13 protein-coding genes and 1 pseudogene are annotated in these 16,589 nt (G+C 55.8%); 6 read left to right on the forward strand and 8 right to left on the reverse strand.

Features of this window, described 5'->3' with window-relative positions; genetic code table 11:
• Positions 1-77: 77 nt before the first annotated feature.
• From glyS to Q8W32_RS02795, 3 genes are all read right to left on the reverse strand, one after another.
• Positions 78-2,156 (reverse strand): glycine--tRNA ligase subunit beta, encoded by a 2,079-nt coding sequence (glyS, locus tag Q8W32_RS02785; protein ID WP_305413614.1) that lies wholly within the window; start codon positions 2,154-2,156, stop codon positions 78-80.
• Positions 2,156-3,175 carry a glycine--tRNA ligase subunit alpha gene (gene glyQ / locus Q8W32_RS02790; protein ID WP_303431252.1) on the reverse strand — a complete coding sequence of 340 codons (1,020 nt, stop codon included), beginning with the start codon at positions 3,173-3,175 and terminating at the stop codon, positions 2,156-2,158. The genes glyS and glyQ overlap by 1 nt, the downstream gene beginning before the upstream one ends.
• A 208-nt stretch (positions 3,176-3,383) precedes the next feature.
• Positions 3,384-4,037, reverse strand: coding sequence for a sensor histidine kinase KdpD (locus Q8W32_RS02795; protein WP_303431253.1), 654 nt, complete (start codon positions 4,035-4,037; stop codon positions 3,384-3,386).
• Between the two features lie 427 nt (positions 4,038-4,464).
• On the opposite strand from Q8W32_RS02795, the gene Q8W32_RS02800 reads away from it, so the two are divergent.
• A complete protein-coding gene (locus Q8W32_RS02800; protein WP_305413615.1) occupies positions 4,465-5,346 on the forward strand; it encodes a lysophospholipid acyltransferase family protein in 882 nt (293 codons plus the stop codon).
• A 26-nt stretch (positions 5,347-5,372) separates the two neighbouring features.
• Here Q8W32_RS02800 and Q8W32_RS02805 read toward each other — a convergent pair whose 3' ends face one another.
• Genes Q8W32_RS02805 through def form a run of 5 tightly spaced genes read right to left on the reverse strand, consistent with a single transcriptional unit; the run spans position 5,373 to position 11,099 of the window.
• Positions 5,373-6,821 (reverse strand): TrkH family potassium uptake protein, encoded by a 1,449-nt coding sequence (locus Q8W32_RS02805; protein WP_303431255.1) that lies wholly within the window; start codon positions 6,819-6,821, stop codon positions 5,373-5,375.
• Positions 6,822-6,851: 30 nt separating this feature from the next.
• Entirely contained in the window at positions 6,852-8,225 is a 1,374-nt protein-coding gene (trkA, locus tag Q8W32_RS02810) for a Trk system potassium transporter TrkA (RefSeq protein WP_303431256.1), read from the reverse strand.
• Between the two features lie 2 nt (positions 8,226-8,227).
• The gene (gene rsmB / locus Q8W32_RS02815) at positions 8,228-9,604 is read right to left on the reverse strand and encodes a 16S rRNA (cytosine(967)-C(5))-methyltransferase RsmB (protein ID WP_305413616.1); all 1,377 of its coding nucleotides are present in this window, start codon (positions 9,602-9,604) and stop codon (positions 8,228-8,230) included.
• Positions 9,601-10,578 (reverse strand): methionyl-tRNA formyltransferase, encoded by a 978-nt coding sequence (fmt, locus tag Q8W32_RS02820; protein ID WP_305413618.1) that lies wholly within the window; start codon positions 10,576-10,578, stop codon positions 9,601-9,603. Before fmt ends, rsmB begins: the two co-directional genes overlap by 4 nt.
• A complete protein-coding gene (def, locus tag Q8W32_RS02825; RefSeq protein WP_303431259.1) occupies positions 10,578-11,099 on the reverse strand; it encodes a peptide deformylase in 522 nt (173 codons plus the stop codon). The genes fmt and def overlap by 1 nt, the downstream gene beginning before the upstream one ends.
• Before the next feature lie 159 nt (positions 11,100-11,258).
• Here def and Q8W32_RS02830 point away from each other — a divergent pair, with 159 nt between their 5' ends.
• The 5 genes and pseudogenes from Q8W32_RS02830 (at position 11,259) to Q8W32_RS02850 (ending at position 16,571) form a co-directional block, all read left to right on the forward strand.
• Positions 11,259-12,317, forward strand: coding sequence for a LysM peptidoglycan-binding domain-containing protein (locus tag Q8W32_RS02830; protein WP_303431260.1), 1,059 nt, complete (start codon positions 11,259-11,261; stop codon positions 12,315-12,317).
• 65 nt (positions 12,318-12,382) lie between these two features.
• Entirely contained in the window at positions 12,383-13,492 is a 1,110-nt protein-coding gene (gene dprA, locus Q8W32_RS02835) for a DNA-processing protein DprA (protein ID WP_305413619.1), read from the forward strand.
• Between the two features lie 463 nt (positions 13,493-13,955).
• Positions 13,956-15,097 (forward strand): IS3 family transposase gene (locus Q8W32_RS02840; protein WP_303434947.1). Its coding sequence is split into 2 segments (ribosomal slippage): positions 13,956-14,205 and positions 14,205-15,097, totalling 1,143 coding nucleotides; the frame shifts between segments, so codons are not numbered across the junction.
• Between the two features lie 23 nt (positions 15,098-15,120).
• Positions 15,121-15,843 (forward strand): annotated as a pseudogene (locus Q8W32_RS02845) (IS3 family transposase); the annotation flags it as partial.
• A 170-nt stretch (positions 15,844-16,013) separates the two neighbouring features.
• Positions 16,014-16,571 (forward strand): L-threonylcarbamoyladenylate synthase, encoded by a 558-nt coding sequence (locus Q8W32_RS02850; protein WP_303431267.1) that lies wholly within the window; start codon positions 16,014-16,016, stop codon positions 16,569-16,571.
• The last annotated feature ends 18 nt before the right edge of the window (positions 16,572-16,589 follow it).

Here is a 16,589-nt window from a genome sequence, read left to right on the forward strand (position 1 = left end):
CGGGCTTTTGTAGTCAGAGACAGACGATTGAGCCGCTTATATTGCTTGCCGTCGTCTGTGTGCCAGTTCAGCAGGTTTTAACCTTGCAGCAGGCTGATGTCAGCGATGGCAACAAACATCGCCCGTAGCTGCTTCAGTAGCGCCAGACGGTTGTTTTTGATCGCTTCGTCATCTGCCATCACCATGACATTATCAAAGAAGTTATCGACCACATCACGCAAGGTGGACAATACCGTCAAGGCACCTTCGTAATCGCCGCGTTTGATAACCGGGCCAACCAGATCGGCCAGCGCCGTGACTTCTTCAAACAGGGCTTTTTCCTGTACTTCCTGCAGCAGCTCGGCGTTGACTTCGGCAGTGATGGTATCGCCGCCGTTTTTGGCCAGAATATTGGAAACCCGTTTGTTGGCAGCGGCCAATGCGGCGGCTGATTCCAGCTGGCTGAAAGCGTGTACGGCTTTCACCCGACGGTCAATATCGAGCGGCTGGGTAATGCCGAGGGCACGGACCGAGAGGAACACATCCGCCGGAATATGCGCGTCCTGGTACCAGGCACTGAAGCGGTCGAGCAGATACTCTGTCAGGGCAGCCTTGGTGTCGGCTTGTAATTCAATCGGCCAGTCATTGTCGAGTGCCCAGTCGAGCAGATCCGACAGATCGATATTGATCTTCTTTTCCACCAGAATACGTAATACACCGAGAGAGGCACGACGCAGGGCAAACGGGTCTTTGGAGCCGGTGGGCAATTGGCCAATGCCAAACAGCCCGGCCAGTGAGTCCAGCCGGTCGGCCAACGCAATGGCAGTACCGGTTGCGGTATCGGGCAGTGCATCACCGGCAAAGGCGGGCATGTACTGCTCAATCATGGCGGCGGCGACATCGGCGTGTTCACCATCGTGCTCGGCGTAATATTTACCCGCCAGACCTTGCAGGTCGGTGAACTCGAATACCATGTTGGAGACCAGATCGTTTTTACACAATCGGGCGGCTCGCTCAACCAGAGCGGTATCGGCGTTCATGGCGCTGGCAATTTTCTGCCCCAGCGTTGAGATGCGGCGGGCCTTGTCGGCGATGGAGCCGAGGCTGTTGACCCAGACAACGTTCTCGAGCTTGTCGAAACGGCTCGCCAGCGGCTGCTTGCGGTCGGTATCCCAGAAGAATTTGGCATCGGCCAGACGTGGACGAATCACCCGCTCGTTGCCGGAAATCACCTGGGCCGGATCTTTTGATTCGATATTGGCGACGGTAATAAAGTTGTTCAGCAGCTGGCCATCTTTCATTACGTGGAAGTATTTCTGGTGCTCTTTCATGGAAGAGACCAGTGCTTCCGCCGGAACGGTCAGAAAGCTTTCATCAAATGAACCCGCCAGGGCGACAGGCCACTCATTAAGCGCGGTGACTTCTTCGAGCAAGTCGTCACTGATAACCGCTTCACCACCCAGTTTTTCACCGGCGGCTTTTACCTGTTTGGCAATCAGCTCCGAACGTTCGGCAAAACTGGCCATCACATAGGCAGCACGCAAGGTTTCTTCGTACTCGGCCGGTGAGTTGATACTTACTTCACCAGGTGCATGGAAGCGGTGACCCATGGAGGTGTTACCGGCTTGCAAGCCCAGTATTTCAGCGTCGACAACGGCGTTACCAAACAGCATCACTAACCATTGTACTGGCCGGACAAATTCAACCCGGGAGTCACCCCAGCGCATGCGCTTGGGAATCGGCAGCTTGTCGAGGCTGGTCTGTACGATGGCCGGCAGCAACTCAACCGTTTGTTTACCCTTGATCGTACGCTGGATCATCAGCTTGCCAGCGTTTTTACCGGCAGATTCGGGAGCGGTTTGTAACTCACTAGCATCGACACCGGCACGGGCGGCAAAACCTGCCGCCGCCTTGGTCAGATTGCCGTCGGCATCGTAGGCGATTTTGGCCGGTGGGCCATAGAGGGTTTCCTGCTGATCGGCTTGTTGCTCGGCGAGGCCGGTAATACGCACGGCCATACGTCGTGGTGCAGCAAAAATGGTGACCTTGTCAGTCGTCAGGCTGGCGTCGTTCAGGCCATTGACGATGCCGTCGGCAAAGGCTTCCGACAGGCTTTTTAATGCCATGGGTGGCAGTTCTTCGGTACCCAGCTCTACCAGAAAATCTTGAGTGGCCATTATTTGTTCTCCCCAGCCGCTTGGGCTGCTTCTTTCTCAGCCTTCTTGCGTGCTTTTTCAGCGTCCTTTTCTTTATCGGCTAACCACTTGGCCAGCACTTCCTCACGAATACCGTCTTCGGCCAGCGGGAAGCCACGTTCGGCACGACTGTCGTAATAACAGTGAGCGACGGCACGGGCGAGGGTGCGAACACGCAGAATATAGCCCTGACGCTCGGTGACAGAAATTGCCCCGCGTGCATCCAGCAGGTTAAAGGTGTGCGAGGCTTTCAGGGTTTGTTCGTAGGCTGGCAGTGGCAGGTTGGCAGCGACCAGCTTGGTGCAGTCTTTTTCGTATTGATCGAAGGCCTGGAATAAAAAGTCGACATCGGCGAATTCAAAATTGTAGGTGGATTGCTCCACTTCGTTTTGATGGAAGACGTCGCCGTAGGTGACTGGCTCTCCGTCGGGGCCATAGGTCCAGACGAGGTCGTAGACCGAGTCGACTTCCTGCAGGTACATGGCGATCCGTTCGAGACCGTAGGTGATTTCACCCATGACCGGGAAACATTCCAACCCACCGGCTTGCTGGAAGTAGGTGAACTGGGTGACTTCCATACCGTTGAGCCAGACTTCCCAGCCCAGACCCCAGGCGCCCAGTGTTGGCGATTCCCAGTTGTCTTCTACAAAACGGATGTCGTGGATCAGGGTATCAACCCCAAGCACATTCAGAGAGCCAAGGTACAGCTCCTGGAAGTTGGCTGGGGAAGGCTTCATGACCACCTGGAACTGATAATAGTGCTGCAGGCGATTGGGGTTTTCACCGTAACGGCCATCGGTGGGACGACGGCTGGGCTGAACGTAGGCCGAGTTCCATTTTTCCGGGCCAATGGCGCGTAAAAAAGTGTGTACATGGAAAGTACCGGCCCCGACTTCGAGGTCCAGTGGCTGGTTGATAACACAGCCCTGATCGGACCAGTACTCTTGCAGGGCGGCAATCATGCCCTGAAAGGTTTTGACGTTATGGCGACTCTGACTCACAGCTTCTACCCCTGGGGAGATGTTCCTGAAAAACAAAGGCCGGGATTATAGCAGCGCTGGAGGTTGAAGACAGAGGCAATCCGTCATGAGGGTCTTGCAGGCCCTGGCAGAGGAACAAGGGATAGCCAGCCTGTACGGCGATCAACGGAACAGGCGCAGTGGATGCCGGCCAATCATCACTCTACCGGTCGGCGAAATCGAGCCGCTGTTAATGCTGTATATGAGGCAGAACAATACAGACTTCTGCGCCCCCTTTGGGCAGGTTGCCACAACTGACACGGCCTTGCTGCTCGCCTTGCTTGTGATGGCGGGCAATTTCACCGATCAGGTAAAGGCCGAGGCCACTGCCACCGTTTTTGGTGGTGATACGCTCGCCGTTCAGGATGCTTTGATCAAAACCGTGGCCGTTGTCTTCGACCCGGAAAACCAGCGTGTTGTTGCCGCTCTCGATGGCGGCACTGAGACGGATGCGCGTGGCACCGGCCTGGGCGCTGTTGGTGATCAGCGTCACCAGTGCCATATGCACCAGATCTTCGCTGTAAAAACCCTGAATGGCTTCGTCGATGTTGTTTTCAAAACGAATATTGGGAAACTGCAACTGGGTTGAATCGATGGCATCGAGGACGGTGTCGTGGGGCCAGGCATCATCGAGGGGGAAATCACGCTCTTTTTCCATCCGGAACAGCGTCATCATCTGGATGGCGTCGTTTTGCAGGCGGCTGGTGTTCTGCAAAATCGGCTTGAGATAGGCATGGTAGCGTTCAGGAATATGCGTCAGCGCTTCCTGTTCGCACGCCAGCAGCGTTTGCAGCTGGTTTTTCAGGTCGTGGATGACCGCACCGATCATGTAATCAAATTTCATGAAGCAAGCTCCTGGAGCAAGCGAGTAAAGTGGTTCATCGAGCGCCGGGAGCGCACAAACGGTTCAGGGACAAGCGTTACACCATCTCGTCCGCGACCACTATGGATATCCGGGACAGATATCTGTGGCGTTAGCGATTTTGCCGTTTGCCGCCAGGGCAGTGCTCAGAGGCACTTTAGCGTTGAGGCGTGTCTCTGTCACCTCGTGCGGCCAGGATTCGTGATGGTGTCCCTCCGTGGATTGGCTGTCCAGCTTCTCAGTATAGACGATGCCGCTGTCTGGACAGGATTGAACCTTTATCGTCAACGTCATGCCAGTGTCATTTTGAGCCAGCTGCTATAACACTTGCCTGAATAAACACAGGTCGTACACTGCGCTTTTCAAGTCAGAACAGTGAGAAGCGGTGAAACAGATTACCGGATATTGGATGATTGGCCTTGTTCGCTTGCTGGGACTGCTGCCCTTGGGGCTGACCCAGCGTATTGGACGTGGCCTGGGCTGGCTGCTGTGGTTACGCCGCACCCGGTCACGGGAAGTGGCACGGGTGAACCTGGCGTTGACGGCGCCGGATATGGACACCGCAGAGCGCGATCAGTTACTGAAAAAAACCTTGCTGCACAACGGCATGACCGGTGCAGAGATGGGTGTTTTCTGGGGCAAGAATACGATCGATGTACTGAGCCTGATACGACGGGTGCATAACGCCAAACTGTTGGATGATGCCTTGGCCGACAGCCAGGGTGTCTTGATTCTGGCCCCGCATATTGGCAACTGGGAGCAGCTGAATACCTACCTCAGTAACCGCTGCCAGATCACCATCATGTTCAAGCCGGCAAAGAATCCGCTGTTTGATAGCTGGATGCGACAGCGTCGCCAGAACACCGGTGCGACACTGGTGCCGACCACGGCCGGAGGCGTACGGGCGTTGTTCAAAACGCTGCAGCAAGGGAGCGTGGCGGGCTTTTTGCCGGATCAGGAACCTGAGCGTCGCAGTGGCGTGATCGTCCCTTTTATGGGCGTTCCAACACTGACGCCGCGCATGCCCCACGAGCTGTTACAGCGGACCGGGGCACGGGCGTTAATGGCGTTTGCCTTGCGTCGCCCTGATGCCGAGGGGTTTGATGTGCACTTTCTGGAACCGGATGCCGATATCTACAGCAAGGATGCCGACGTTGCCTGCACCGCACTGAACCGCAGTGTCGAGCAAGTGGTCGCCATGGCACCGGAGCAATACCAGTGGACGTACAAACGCTTCAAGCGTCAGCCCGATGGCACCCCCAGCCCGTATAAAGCAGCCGGGGTACCCTGAGACAAGCGCCCGTGTTGCGGGCGCACTCAGCCGCGCCAGAACGATGGGCTGATCAGCACCAGCAAGGTAAAGATTTCCAGCCGCCCCAGCAGCATGGTGAGAGCGCAAATCCACTTGGCAGCATCACTGATATCACCGTAGTGAGTGGCCACTTCGCCAAGGCCCGGACCGAGGTTGTTGAGGCAGGCACCGACGGCGGAAAAGGCCGTTACGTGGTCGAGCCCGGTGGCCAGCAGTAACAGCATCATCACCATGTAGGTGAGAACATACAGGGCAAAAAATCCCCACACGGCTTCCAGTACCCGTTCGGATACCGGCTGACGGCCGATTTTCACAGGAATCACGGCATTGGGGTGCACCAGCCGATTAATCTCACGATTTCCCTGTTTGAAAATCAGCAGCACCCGAATCACCTTCATACCGCCGCCGGTTGAACCGGCACAGCCCCCGATAAAGGCCATCATAAACAGCAATACGGGCAGGAAAATCGGCCAGGCAGAAAAGTCAGCGGTACTGAACCCCGTCGTGGTGGCCACGGTAACGGTTTCAAAAATACCGTAACGTACTGCCTCGGGCAGCTCGTAGGTGTTGGTCAGCCACAAGGCCGGAATGGTCAGGGCGATGCCTCCGGCCATCACGGCAAAGAAGAACTTGAGCTCGGAGTCGCGAATAAAATGCGACAGGGAGTGGTAGCGCCAGGCGTAAAAGTGCAGCGCAAAATTGAGTGATGAGGTCAGCATGAAAAAGACCGCAATCATCTCAATGGTGGCGCTGTCGAAGTAACCCATGGAGGCATCGTGGGTTGAAAATCCGCCAATCGCCACGGTGGAAAAACTGTGGCTGACGGCATCAAACGGCGTCATCCCCGCCAGCCAATAACCCAGCGCACAGGCAATGGTCAGGCTCAGATAAATATACCAGAGCGCCTTGGCGGTCTCGGTAATACGGGGTGTCAGTTTGGAGTCTTTCAGTGGCCCGGGTGTTTCGGCCCGGAACAGCTGCATGCCACCAATGCCCAGCATCGGCAGTACCGCAACGGCAAGCACAATAATCCCCATACCGCCGAGCCATTGCAGCTGCTGGCGATACCAGAGAATACTCTCAGGCAGCTGGTCGAGGCCGGTCATAATGGTCGCCCCGGTAGTGGTCCAGCCAGACAGCGATTCAAAAAAGGCGTCGGTAAAACTCAGCCCCGGGTTGTCCGATAGCATAAAGGGAAACGACCCCGACAACGCCAGCACAATCCAGAACAGCACGGTGATCACAAAACCGTCCCGGGTGCGCAGGTCGTGATGTTCATGGCGCACCGGCAGCCAGCATAAAAAGCCGAGGCCAAAGGTAATCGCCAGCGCACTGACAAACGCAGGCAGGGCATCATCGTTAAACCACAAAGAGACCAGAATAGGGGGCAGCATGGTCAAGCTGAACAACATCAGGAAGATACCCAATACCCGTGCAATCACGGAGATATGCATAATCCGGTTCGCCTTACGTCTGTATTTGTATTAGAAGAAACCAAGCCCAACCTGGAACAGCCGTTCCACATCAGCAATATGACGTTTATCCATCACAAACAGGATGACGTGATCATCCGATTCCACCACCACTTCCGAGGTCGCCATGATGACCTCTTCACCGCGAACGATGGCACCAATGGTCGTGCCGGGTGGCAGCTGGATTTCACGGATGGCCTTGCCGACCACCTTGGAAGAGTGGCTGTCACCATGGGCGATGGCCTCAATGGCTTCTGCGGCACCACGTCGCAACGAGTGCACATTCACTACGTCGCCGCGGCGTACGTGGGTAAGCAGGCTGCCAATGGTGGCCTGCTGGGGAGAGATGGCAACATCGATGGAGCCACCCTGCACCAGGTCGACATAGGCGGCCTTGTTGATCAGCGTCATGACCTTGCGGGCGCCGGAGCGTTTGGCCAATAACGACGACATGATATTGACCTCGTCATCGTTGGTCAGGGCGCAGAACACATCGGTATTCTCGATATTTTCTTCTTCCAGCAGCGCCTTGTCGGTGGCGGTGCCCAGCAGTACCACGGCGTGATTGAGGTTCTCGCTGAGGAAGCGGGCGCGGTCGCGGTTACGCTCCATGATCTTGATGTGATAGGTGGCTTCCAGCTCTTTGGCGAGGCGATAACCAATATTACCGCCCCCGGCAATGATAATGCGTTTGTAAGAGTCTTCGGTGCGGCGTAACTCGGACATCACCTTTTTGATGTGCGCGTTGGCAGCAACAAAAAACACCTCGTCATCGGCTTCGATAATGGTGTCACCCGTTGGCTCTATCGCCTTGCCGCGACGGAAGACCGCTGCCACCCGGGTGTCGACATCGGGCAAGTGGCTCTTTAATTGCTGGATTGCCTGACCCACCAGCGGGCCGCCGTAATAGGCGGTAACAGCCACCAGCTGCACGCGTTTGTCGGCAAAATCGAGCACTTGCAGCGCACCAGGATACTCCAGCAAGCGGCGTACGTAGTTGGTAACTACTTGCTCAGGGGAGATCAGTACATCGATCGGGAAGGCATCGACCCGGAACAAATCCGGTTGCTTCAGATAGGCATTGGAGCGAATCCGGCTGATTTTGGTTGGCGTCCGGAATAACGAATAAGCCACCTGACAGGCCACCATATTGGTTTCATCCGAATTGGTGACAGCCACCAGCATATCGGCGTCATCGGCTCCGGCTTCGCGCAAGACATGAGGGTAAGAGCCATGACCGGAGACCGTCTTGATATCGATACGGTCCTGCAGCTCTCGCAGCCGTACCTGATCGGTATCCACCACCGTAATGTCATTGTGTTCGACGGCCAGGTTTTCAGCCAGGGTGCCGCCGACCTGGCCAGCGCCGAGAATAATAATTTTCATGGCTACACGGAGTCCCCATGGTCAGTGGCAGATGAAGTGGCAATGTCTTTGCGTAACAAGGCCATATAAAAGCCGTCGGTACTGTCGGCCGCAGGGAACAGCTGACGCCCGGCATTACAGGCGCTTCCCCACGGCTTGTCCAGTGACAAAAGCGTGACGTTAGAGTGACCAGCGGCAGTGGTGCGCTGGACAAAGGTTTCGATTTGCTGGCTGTTTTCCTGCGGCAATACCGAGCAGGTGGCATACAACAAGCGGCCACCGGGCTTGAGCATCGCCCAGCAGGCATCCAGCAAGAGAGCCTGAATTTCGGCCAACCGGGCGATATCTTCACGCCGCCGCAACAGCTTGATATCCGGGTGACGGCGGATAACGCCGGTGGCAGAGCAGGGAGCATCGAGCAAAATGGCATCAAACAACTGGCCATCCCACCATTGATCGGTCTCGGCAACATCAGCGCTGTGCAGCGTGGCTGACAGCTGCAGGCGGGCGAGGTTTTCTTCTACCCGGGCCATTCGGCCGGGTTCGAGGTCGACCGCCGTCAGATCGATATCGGCCAGCTCCAGCAAATGACAGCTTTTGCCACCGGGAGCGGCGCACGCATCAAGAATCCGTTCTCCTGCCTGGGGCGCGAGCAAGTCAGCGGTCAGCTGAGCGGCTTCGTCCTGGACACTGACCGCACCTTCCATAAACCCGGGCAGTGTGGTGACATCACAGCGCTCACTGAGGTAAATACCCTGGGGCGCAAACGGCGCCGGACGGGCTTCGATTCCGAGTGCTTGCAGCTGCTGTAAATACGCATCACGCTCACCCTGACGGCGATTGACCCGCAAGCACAACGGCGGCAGCTGATTATTGTTGTGCAGTATATCGGGCCATTGCTCCGGCCAGGCTTTGGTCAGCATCTTGACCAGCCATTTGGGGTGGCTGGTGGCGGTGACCGGGTTGTCCGCCAGTTGGGCCGCCAGAGCGGTTTGCTCGCGCTGATAACGGCGCAAGCAGGCATTGATTACCCCTCGGGCCTGACCATGACCCAGCTCATCGCAGGCCTCTACCGTCGCGTGTACGGCGGCATGGGCGGCCTTGTGCTGGATTTCGAGCTGGTAGAGACCCACAATCAGCAAACAGTGCAGCACTTCCTGCTCGTCGTTGAACGCATTGCTGAGCAAGATCTTGGCAATGGCATTGAGGCGGAAATAATAACGACAACTGCCCAGCAGCAAGTCGCGCAGGAACCCCCGGTCGACGTCTTCCACCTGGCCCTCCAGCGCCGGCATCAGTGTGTTCAGTGACTGGCCGCCCTCGACCAGATACAAACCAATGGCGGCGAGGGCGCGCGGGTCATGGGTGGATGTCGACAATAGCGGATGTGTTCGGCTCAAAGGGAGGATGCCAGTACGTAGTGGGGTTGAAACAGATGTGGTTGACCATTGATCAGATCGGCCACGTTCATGGGTTTTTTACCGGCCAGCTGCACCCGAGTCAGGCGTAACAGGCCGCTGCCGCAGGCGATATCCAGCCCCTGGCTGCCGACGGCAACAATTGTTCCCGGTGTCAGGCTCTCCTGTATGGCACTCGGTGCGGCACTATCGGATGTCTCCAGTGCCTCTGCCGCCAGTACCCGGACACGATCCTGGTTTAACAGGGTGTAGGCCATCGGAAAGGGATTAAAGGCCCGTATGCGTAACGCCAGCTCAGTGGCAGGCTGCTGCCAGTCGATCAGGGCTTCTTGCTTGGTCAGCTTGTGGGCGTAGTTGGCCAGGGCATCGTCTTGCGCTTCAGGCGTCAGCGTACCGGCTTCCACCTGTTGCAGAGTGGCGAGCAAGGCCGGTGGCCCGAGTTCGGCCAGTCGATCGTGCAGGCTGCCACCGGTGTCATCGGGCAGAATAGCGGTGCTGATGATATTGAGCATGGCGCCGGTATCCAGACCGACGTCCATCTGCATGATGGTAATACCGGTGAGCGTGTCGCCCGCTTCAATACAACGCTGGATCGGTGCTGCGCCGCGCCAGCGAGGCAACAGCGAGGCATGCACATTGAGGCAACCATAACGGGGAGTGTTCAGCACGACCTCTGGCAGAATCAGGCCATAGGCAACCACAACCATCAGATCGGCATTCAGGCTGGCGAGTTGCTCGACGCTGTCTGGCGTCTTGAAATTCAGCGGCTGGAATACCGGTATCTCGTGTTGCAGCGCCAACTGCTTGACCGGGCTGGGTTGCGGTTTTTTACCCCGTCCCGCTGGCCGGTCCGGTTGGCTATAAACCCCGACGATATCGTGTTCGCTTGCGAGCAACCCCTGCAAGTGGCTGGCGGCAAAGTCTGGTGTACCGGCAAAAACAATACGCAGGGCCATCAGCGTTTCCCTTGACGGGCTTCCGCCTTGTGTTTTTTCTCCAGCTTGTCCTTGATCCGATTACGCTTCAGCAAGGAAAGGTAATCGACCATCAGCTTGCCTTCGAGGTGATCGACTTCATGCTGGATGCAAACCGCCAGCAGGCCGGTGCATTCCAGTTCGAATGGCTGGCCGTCCTTGTCGAGGGCTTTCACCAGACAGTGCTCGATGCGGGTCACGTCTTCATAAAAGCCGGGCACCGACAAACAGCCTTCCTGCATGGTTTCCAGCTCACCTTCGAGGACCTGGATCTCAGGATTGATAAACACCAGCGGTTCGGTCTTGTCTTCGCTCACATCAATCGTAATGATGCGTTCATGGACGTTGACCTGTGTCGCCGCCAGACCAATACCCGGGGCGTCATACATGGTGTCAAACATATCGTTGAGGATCGTGCGGATACGATCGTCAACCTGTGTGACCGGCGCGGCAACAGTGCGCAAACGCGGGTCGGGATACTCAAGTATTTCCAGAATGGCCATAGATCAACTGTGCTTATAGAACTTGGGGGTAGTGGCTTGTTAAACTTGCCCGGCTTGCAATTGCCGAGCGCGGGCTGGTGTTAACCTGTCCAGCTTAGCCTGCCACCACCCCGGTGAATACGATTAACGTTAGTATCGGAATGATAAAGGGAATAGAGGATGAGCAAAACCATCAAGCGCCTGCTGTTTGCCGCGCTGATTTGTATAACCGCGAATGTCTCGGCGTTGCAGTTGTTACCAGACGCCCCTCGTGAGTACGTGGTTGTTAAGGGCGATACCCTGTGGGATATCTCTGCCCGCTATACCAATGACCCTTGGATGTGGCCGGAAATCTGGTACCAGAATTCGCAAATCAGCAATCCACACCTGATTTTTCCTGGCGATGTGATTGGCCTGATGACAATCAACGGCGAAACCCGAGTGGGCATTGTCAGCCGTGGTGATGCCAGCCGCACCGTCAAACTCAGCCCGGGAACGGTTAAATTGCAGCCAACGGCGCGGATCGAATCAATTGAGTCGGCGATTCCGGCGATTCCGGTTGGTGCCATCCGGGGTTTCCTGCGTGAACACCGGGTAGTCGACGGTGATACTCTGACCAATGCACCACGCATTCTGTCAGGGGTGGATGACCACCTGCTGATGGGAGCCGGCAGCCGGGTGTATGCCCGCGGTGATTTCAAACTCCACAGCGCCGATGCCTTTGGCATCTTCCGTCAGGGTCAGTTGTATACCGACCCGGAAACCGAAGAGATTCTGGGTCTGGAAGCGATTGATATCGGCCTTGCCCGCGTCATTGCCCGTAATGGCGAGATTGGCACAGTAGAACTGGATCGTACCAACCAGCAAGTCGCTGTAGGTGACGTCTTGTTGCCCACAGAAGACCGCGAACTGATCACCCAGTATTTCCCCAAAAGCCCTAACGGCAAGGTCGCTGGTCAGATCCTGGCGGTTTCGGACGGCGTTTCCCAGGTCGGACAGTATGATGTTGTGGTCTTGAACCGGGGCGAACGGGATTACCTGGAACCCGGCGATGTGCTGATATTGAAAAAAGCCGGTGCGGTGGTGTTTGACCGGGCTGCCGACGAAAAAGTCGTGCTGCCAGAAGAGCGCGCAGGCAGCATGATGGTCTTCCGTACCTTCGAAAAACTGTCCTATGCCTTGATCATGCGGGCAACACGGCCATTAAAAGTTGGCGATAAATTCACCAGCCCTGAATAACAGCGCTGCAGGCCAGACCGTCAGACAGGCGTGTTAACGAACAGAAAACAGTAGGAGCCATGCTCATGGATGAGCGGTTAGCAGCCTGGTGGCGTCTGCGCCAGGTACGTGGGGTGGGCGTTACCACTCTCTATCAACTGCGCGAACAGCTGGGCAGCCTCGATGCGCTGCTTGCCTGCACCCCTGATGAGTTGTTGGCACTGGGGTTGCAACCGGCCGCGGTACAGCAATATCAGCAACAACCCCTCACCGATGTATTTTATGCCTTACTGGATTGGCAAGCAGAGCCGGGCCAGGGCGTACTGACCTGCGACGATTCCCGCTACCCAACAGCCCTGGCAAGCCTCAGTGATGCCCCATTGTGGCTTTACTGGCGTGGTAATCCGGCGCTGCTGCAACAACCGCTGGTGGCCATGGTCGGCAGTCGTAATCCCACCCCTTATGCCCGTGACTGGGCCAGACAGTGTGCTGCTGACCTGGCCCGGGCCGGTGTGTGCGTCGTGAGTGGTATGGCACTGGGCATTGACGCGGCGGCGCATCAGGGGGCGCTGGATAGTGGAGGCAGCACGGTAGCGGTGCTGGGCTGTGGTGCCGATGTGGTTTATCCCAAACGTCATCGGCAACTGTACAACCGGATACGCCAGCAAGGCCTGGTCTTGTCGGAACTGCCAGCAGGTACCCAGCCCCAGGCATCCTTCTTTCCTGGCCGTAATCGGATCGTGAGTGGCTTGTGTCAGGCGGTTGTCGTGGTTGAAGCCGCGATCAAGAGCGGTTCGCTGATTACCGCCCGGCTGGCGGCCCAGCAAGGGCGGGAAGTCATGGCCTTGCCCGGTGCAGTCACCAACCCACTGGCCGCCGGTTGTCATCAGCTGATTCGTGATGGTGCACTGCTGGTGCGGGATGCCGAAGACATTCTGCAAGAGCTGGCGTTATTTGACCTGACGGCACCGTCAGCCCCGGTATCTGTATCGTCAACAGCCACAGCGACTCCGACCACAGCCAGCCCGGCGGCCCCCGCATTGGTAACGGAACTGGATTTTGCCTCGACCACCAGCCTTGATGTACTGGCCATTCGTACTGGCGAATCGGTCTCCTCCTTGATGGCGAATCTGCTGGAGCTGGAACTCGAAGGCTGGCTGGTACAGGAGCCGGGCGGCTATCGGCGTTTGCGCTGAGGGCTGGCCTGATTGGAGTCTAAGATACAGAGGGTTACCAGAGCCTGCTGCCCAGTCATCATGACCTCTCTGTTCTGAGGCTGATCCATTCAGCCGCATGAATCTGGAGATGTGATTGATAAAATGGCTTTTGCTCATGCTTCTGCCTCTCTCGATAAGGCTGTGTATATAAACAGTATTATTGAGTCGGAGAGAAAATCCATGCGCGTATTTCCGGTCGGTGTGAGTGTAATCTCATGAAGTTCAATGGTTTTGCGTTTTTAACTCAAAATTAATGCGCACGTTAAAACAGAAAAACGAGCATGCGCATGAATAAACTGTTATGCATTAAGGAGTACTTTAATTGAAACGGAGTGAGGTGGTTGGGGCAATCTGGTTTGTTTTCTCTTGGGAAAAATGTTCTGGTTGAATATCCCGGACACCTCAAGAAGAGATAAACTCTTCACCAACAGAGGTGCCAACCATGAGCCAGAAACGTAGTTACAAGCAATATCCGCCAGAATTTAAGGAAGAAGCCGTCTCTCTCGTGACCGAGCAAGGTTATTCAGTTCCGGAGGCCGCGAAGTCTCTGGGTATCGCCACCAACTTGCTCTATCGGTGGAAGGAAAAACAGGCGCAGTCAACCAGTGAATCAAAGCCTGCAGAAACGGAACTGGAAGAGCTGAAGCGGCTTCGTCAGGAAGTCAAAACCCTGCGCATGGAGAAAGAGATTTTAAAAAAGGCCAGTGCTTTCTTCGCGAAAGAAATGAAGTGAAATACCACTTTATTGAAAATCACAGACAGAGTTATCCGGTGCGATTGCTCTGTCATGTGATGAACGTCAGCAAGTCGGCGTTCTACGCGTGGAAAGCTCGTCCAGCCAAGGTGATCACTGCGGAAGAATTGCACCTGTATCGACGTGCCAAAGCACTGTTCAAAGCCTCCAGAAACAGCTTGGGGAGTCGCGAATTGGTCAAAAAGTTGAGTGAAGAAGGCATTCAGGTGAGTCGACATCGAGTACGAACAGTGATGCAGCAACTGGATCTTAAAGTCACGCAGCGCGTGGCTTACAAGGCGACAACCAAACGAAAACACAGTGACCGAGTAGCCGATAACCTGCTCAATCAACAATTTAATCCGGTGGGTAAAAATCAGGTTTGGGCAGGAGACATCACCTACCTGAAAACCGGTGAAGGCTGGATGTATCTGGCGATCGTTATGGATCTTTACTCGCGCAGGATAGTTGGATGGGCCATCGACAAACGCATGACCACAAGTCTGATCAGTCGAGCCTTGATCAAAGCTTATAACCTCAGGCAACCACCGAAAGGCCTGGTGTTCCACAGTGATCGAGGATCACAGTACACCAGTGAATCCTTCGCCAAACTGCTGAAAGGGTATGACATGAGAGCTTCAATGGGAGACGTTGGTGCATGCTGGGACAACGCCGTGGTTGAACGCTTCTTTGGGAGCCTAAAACATGACTGGCTGTTCAAAGTACACCAGCCGACGCGGGCTCATATGAAACAGGATGTTGCGGCCTATATGAAATATTACAACCTGGATCGACTGCACTCCTCGAACGGTGACTTGTCACCGGCGGAGCATGAGAAATTAGCCAATTAATGTGTCCGGTTTTGTTGACCAGAACACACCTGTATCGACGTGCCAAAGCACTGTTCAAAGCCTCCAGAAACAGCTTGGGGAGTCGCGAATTGGTCAAAAAGTTGAGTGAAGAAGGCATTCAGGTGAGTCGACATCGAGTACGAACAGTGATGCAGCAACTGGATCTTAAAGTCACGCAGCGCGTGGCTTACAAGGCGACAACCAAACGAAAACACAGTGACCGAGTAGCCGATAACCTGCTCAATCAACAATTTAATCCGGTGGGTAAAAATCAGGTTTGGGCAGGAGACATCACCTACCTGAAAACCGGTGAAGGCTGGATGTATCTGGCGATCGTTATGGATCTTTACTCGCGCAGGATAGTTGGATGGGCCATCGACAAACGCATGACCACAAGTCTGATCAGTCGAGCCTTGATCAAAGCTTATAACCTCAGGCAACCACCGAAAGGCCTGGTGTTCCACAGTGATCGAGGATCACAGTACACCAGTGAATCCTTCGCCAAACTGCTGAAAGGGTATGACATGAGAGCTTCAATGGGAGACGTTGGTGCATGCTGGGACAACGCCGTGGTTGAACGCTTCTTTGGGAGCCTAAAACATGACTGGCTGTTCAAAGTACACCAGCCGACGCGGGCTCATATGAAACAGGATGTTGCGGCCTATATGAAATATTACAACCTGGATCGACTGCACTCCTCGAACGGTGACTTGTCACCGGCGGAGCATGAGAAATTAGCCAATTAATGTGTCCGGTTTTGTTGACCAGAACAGTCCATACCGACGAAAGCGCAAGGATACCCAACAGCCAAACAATCTGCTCTCAATCAGCCAGCCAGCACGTTGCGCTGGCGGATGCTTGTCGAGCTTCCGGTGATGGGGTAGGGTTCGGCCAATTATCTTGCAGGAACAGCACCTTGTCTTTTTACCTTAATGCCTGGCATTTGCAGCAGGCGTGCCGTGCCGTGAACAGCGGTGGCGTGATTGCCTATCCGACCGAAGCCGTCTGGGGGCTGGGTTGTCACCCGGCGGATGAACGTGCGATCGAGCGGATACTGGCGTTAAAACAGCGGCCGTGGCAAAAAGGTCTGGTGGTGGTGGCTGCCTCGTTATCACAGCTGGATGACTGGCTCTTGCCGTTGAGCAGCAGTGATGAAGCTCAGGTGCGTGCCAGCTGGCCAGGGCCGGTGTCCTGGGTGTTGCCTTGCAGGGATGACGTCAGTCCGTTGTTACGGGGCGAACATGCATCGCTGGCGGTGCGTATTGCCGATCATCCACTGGTGTCGGCCTTGTGCCAACAGGTCGGGCCACTGGTCTCGACCTCTGCCAATCCGGCCGGAGCCGAGCCTGCCCGCACGGCGCTGAAGGTGCGGCAGTATTTTGCCGACGATCTGGATTATTTACTGCCTGGTGTACTGGGCGGCCGTCGTCAACCTTCCGAAATTCGAACTCTGGACGGCACGCGCTTGCGCTGATGCCCGTCGACCCTCAGG

This window comes from Oceanobacter sp. 3_MG-2023 (assembly GCF_030688925.1).
In the GTDB taxonomy this organism is placed as follows: domain Bacteria; phylum Pseudomonadota; class Gammaproteobacteria; order Pseudomonadales; family Oceanobacteraceae; genus Oceanobacter.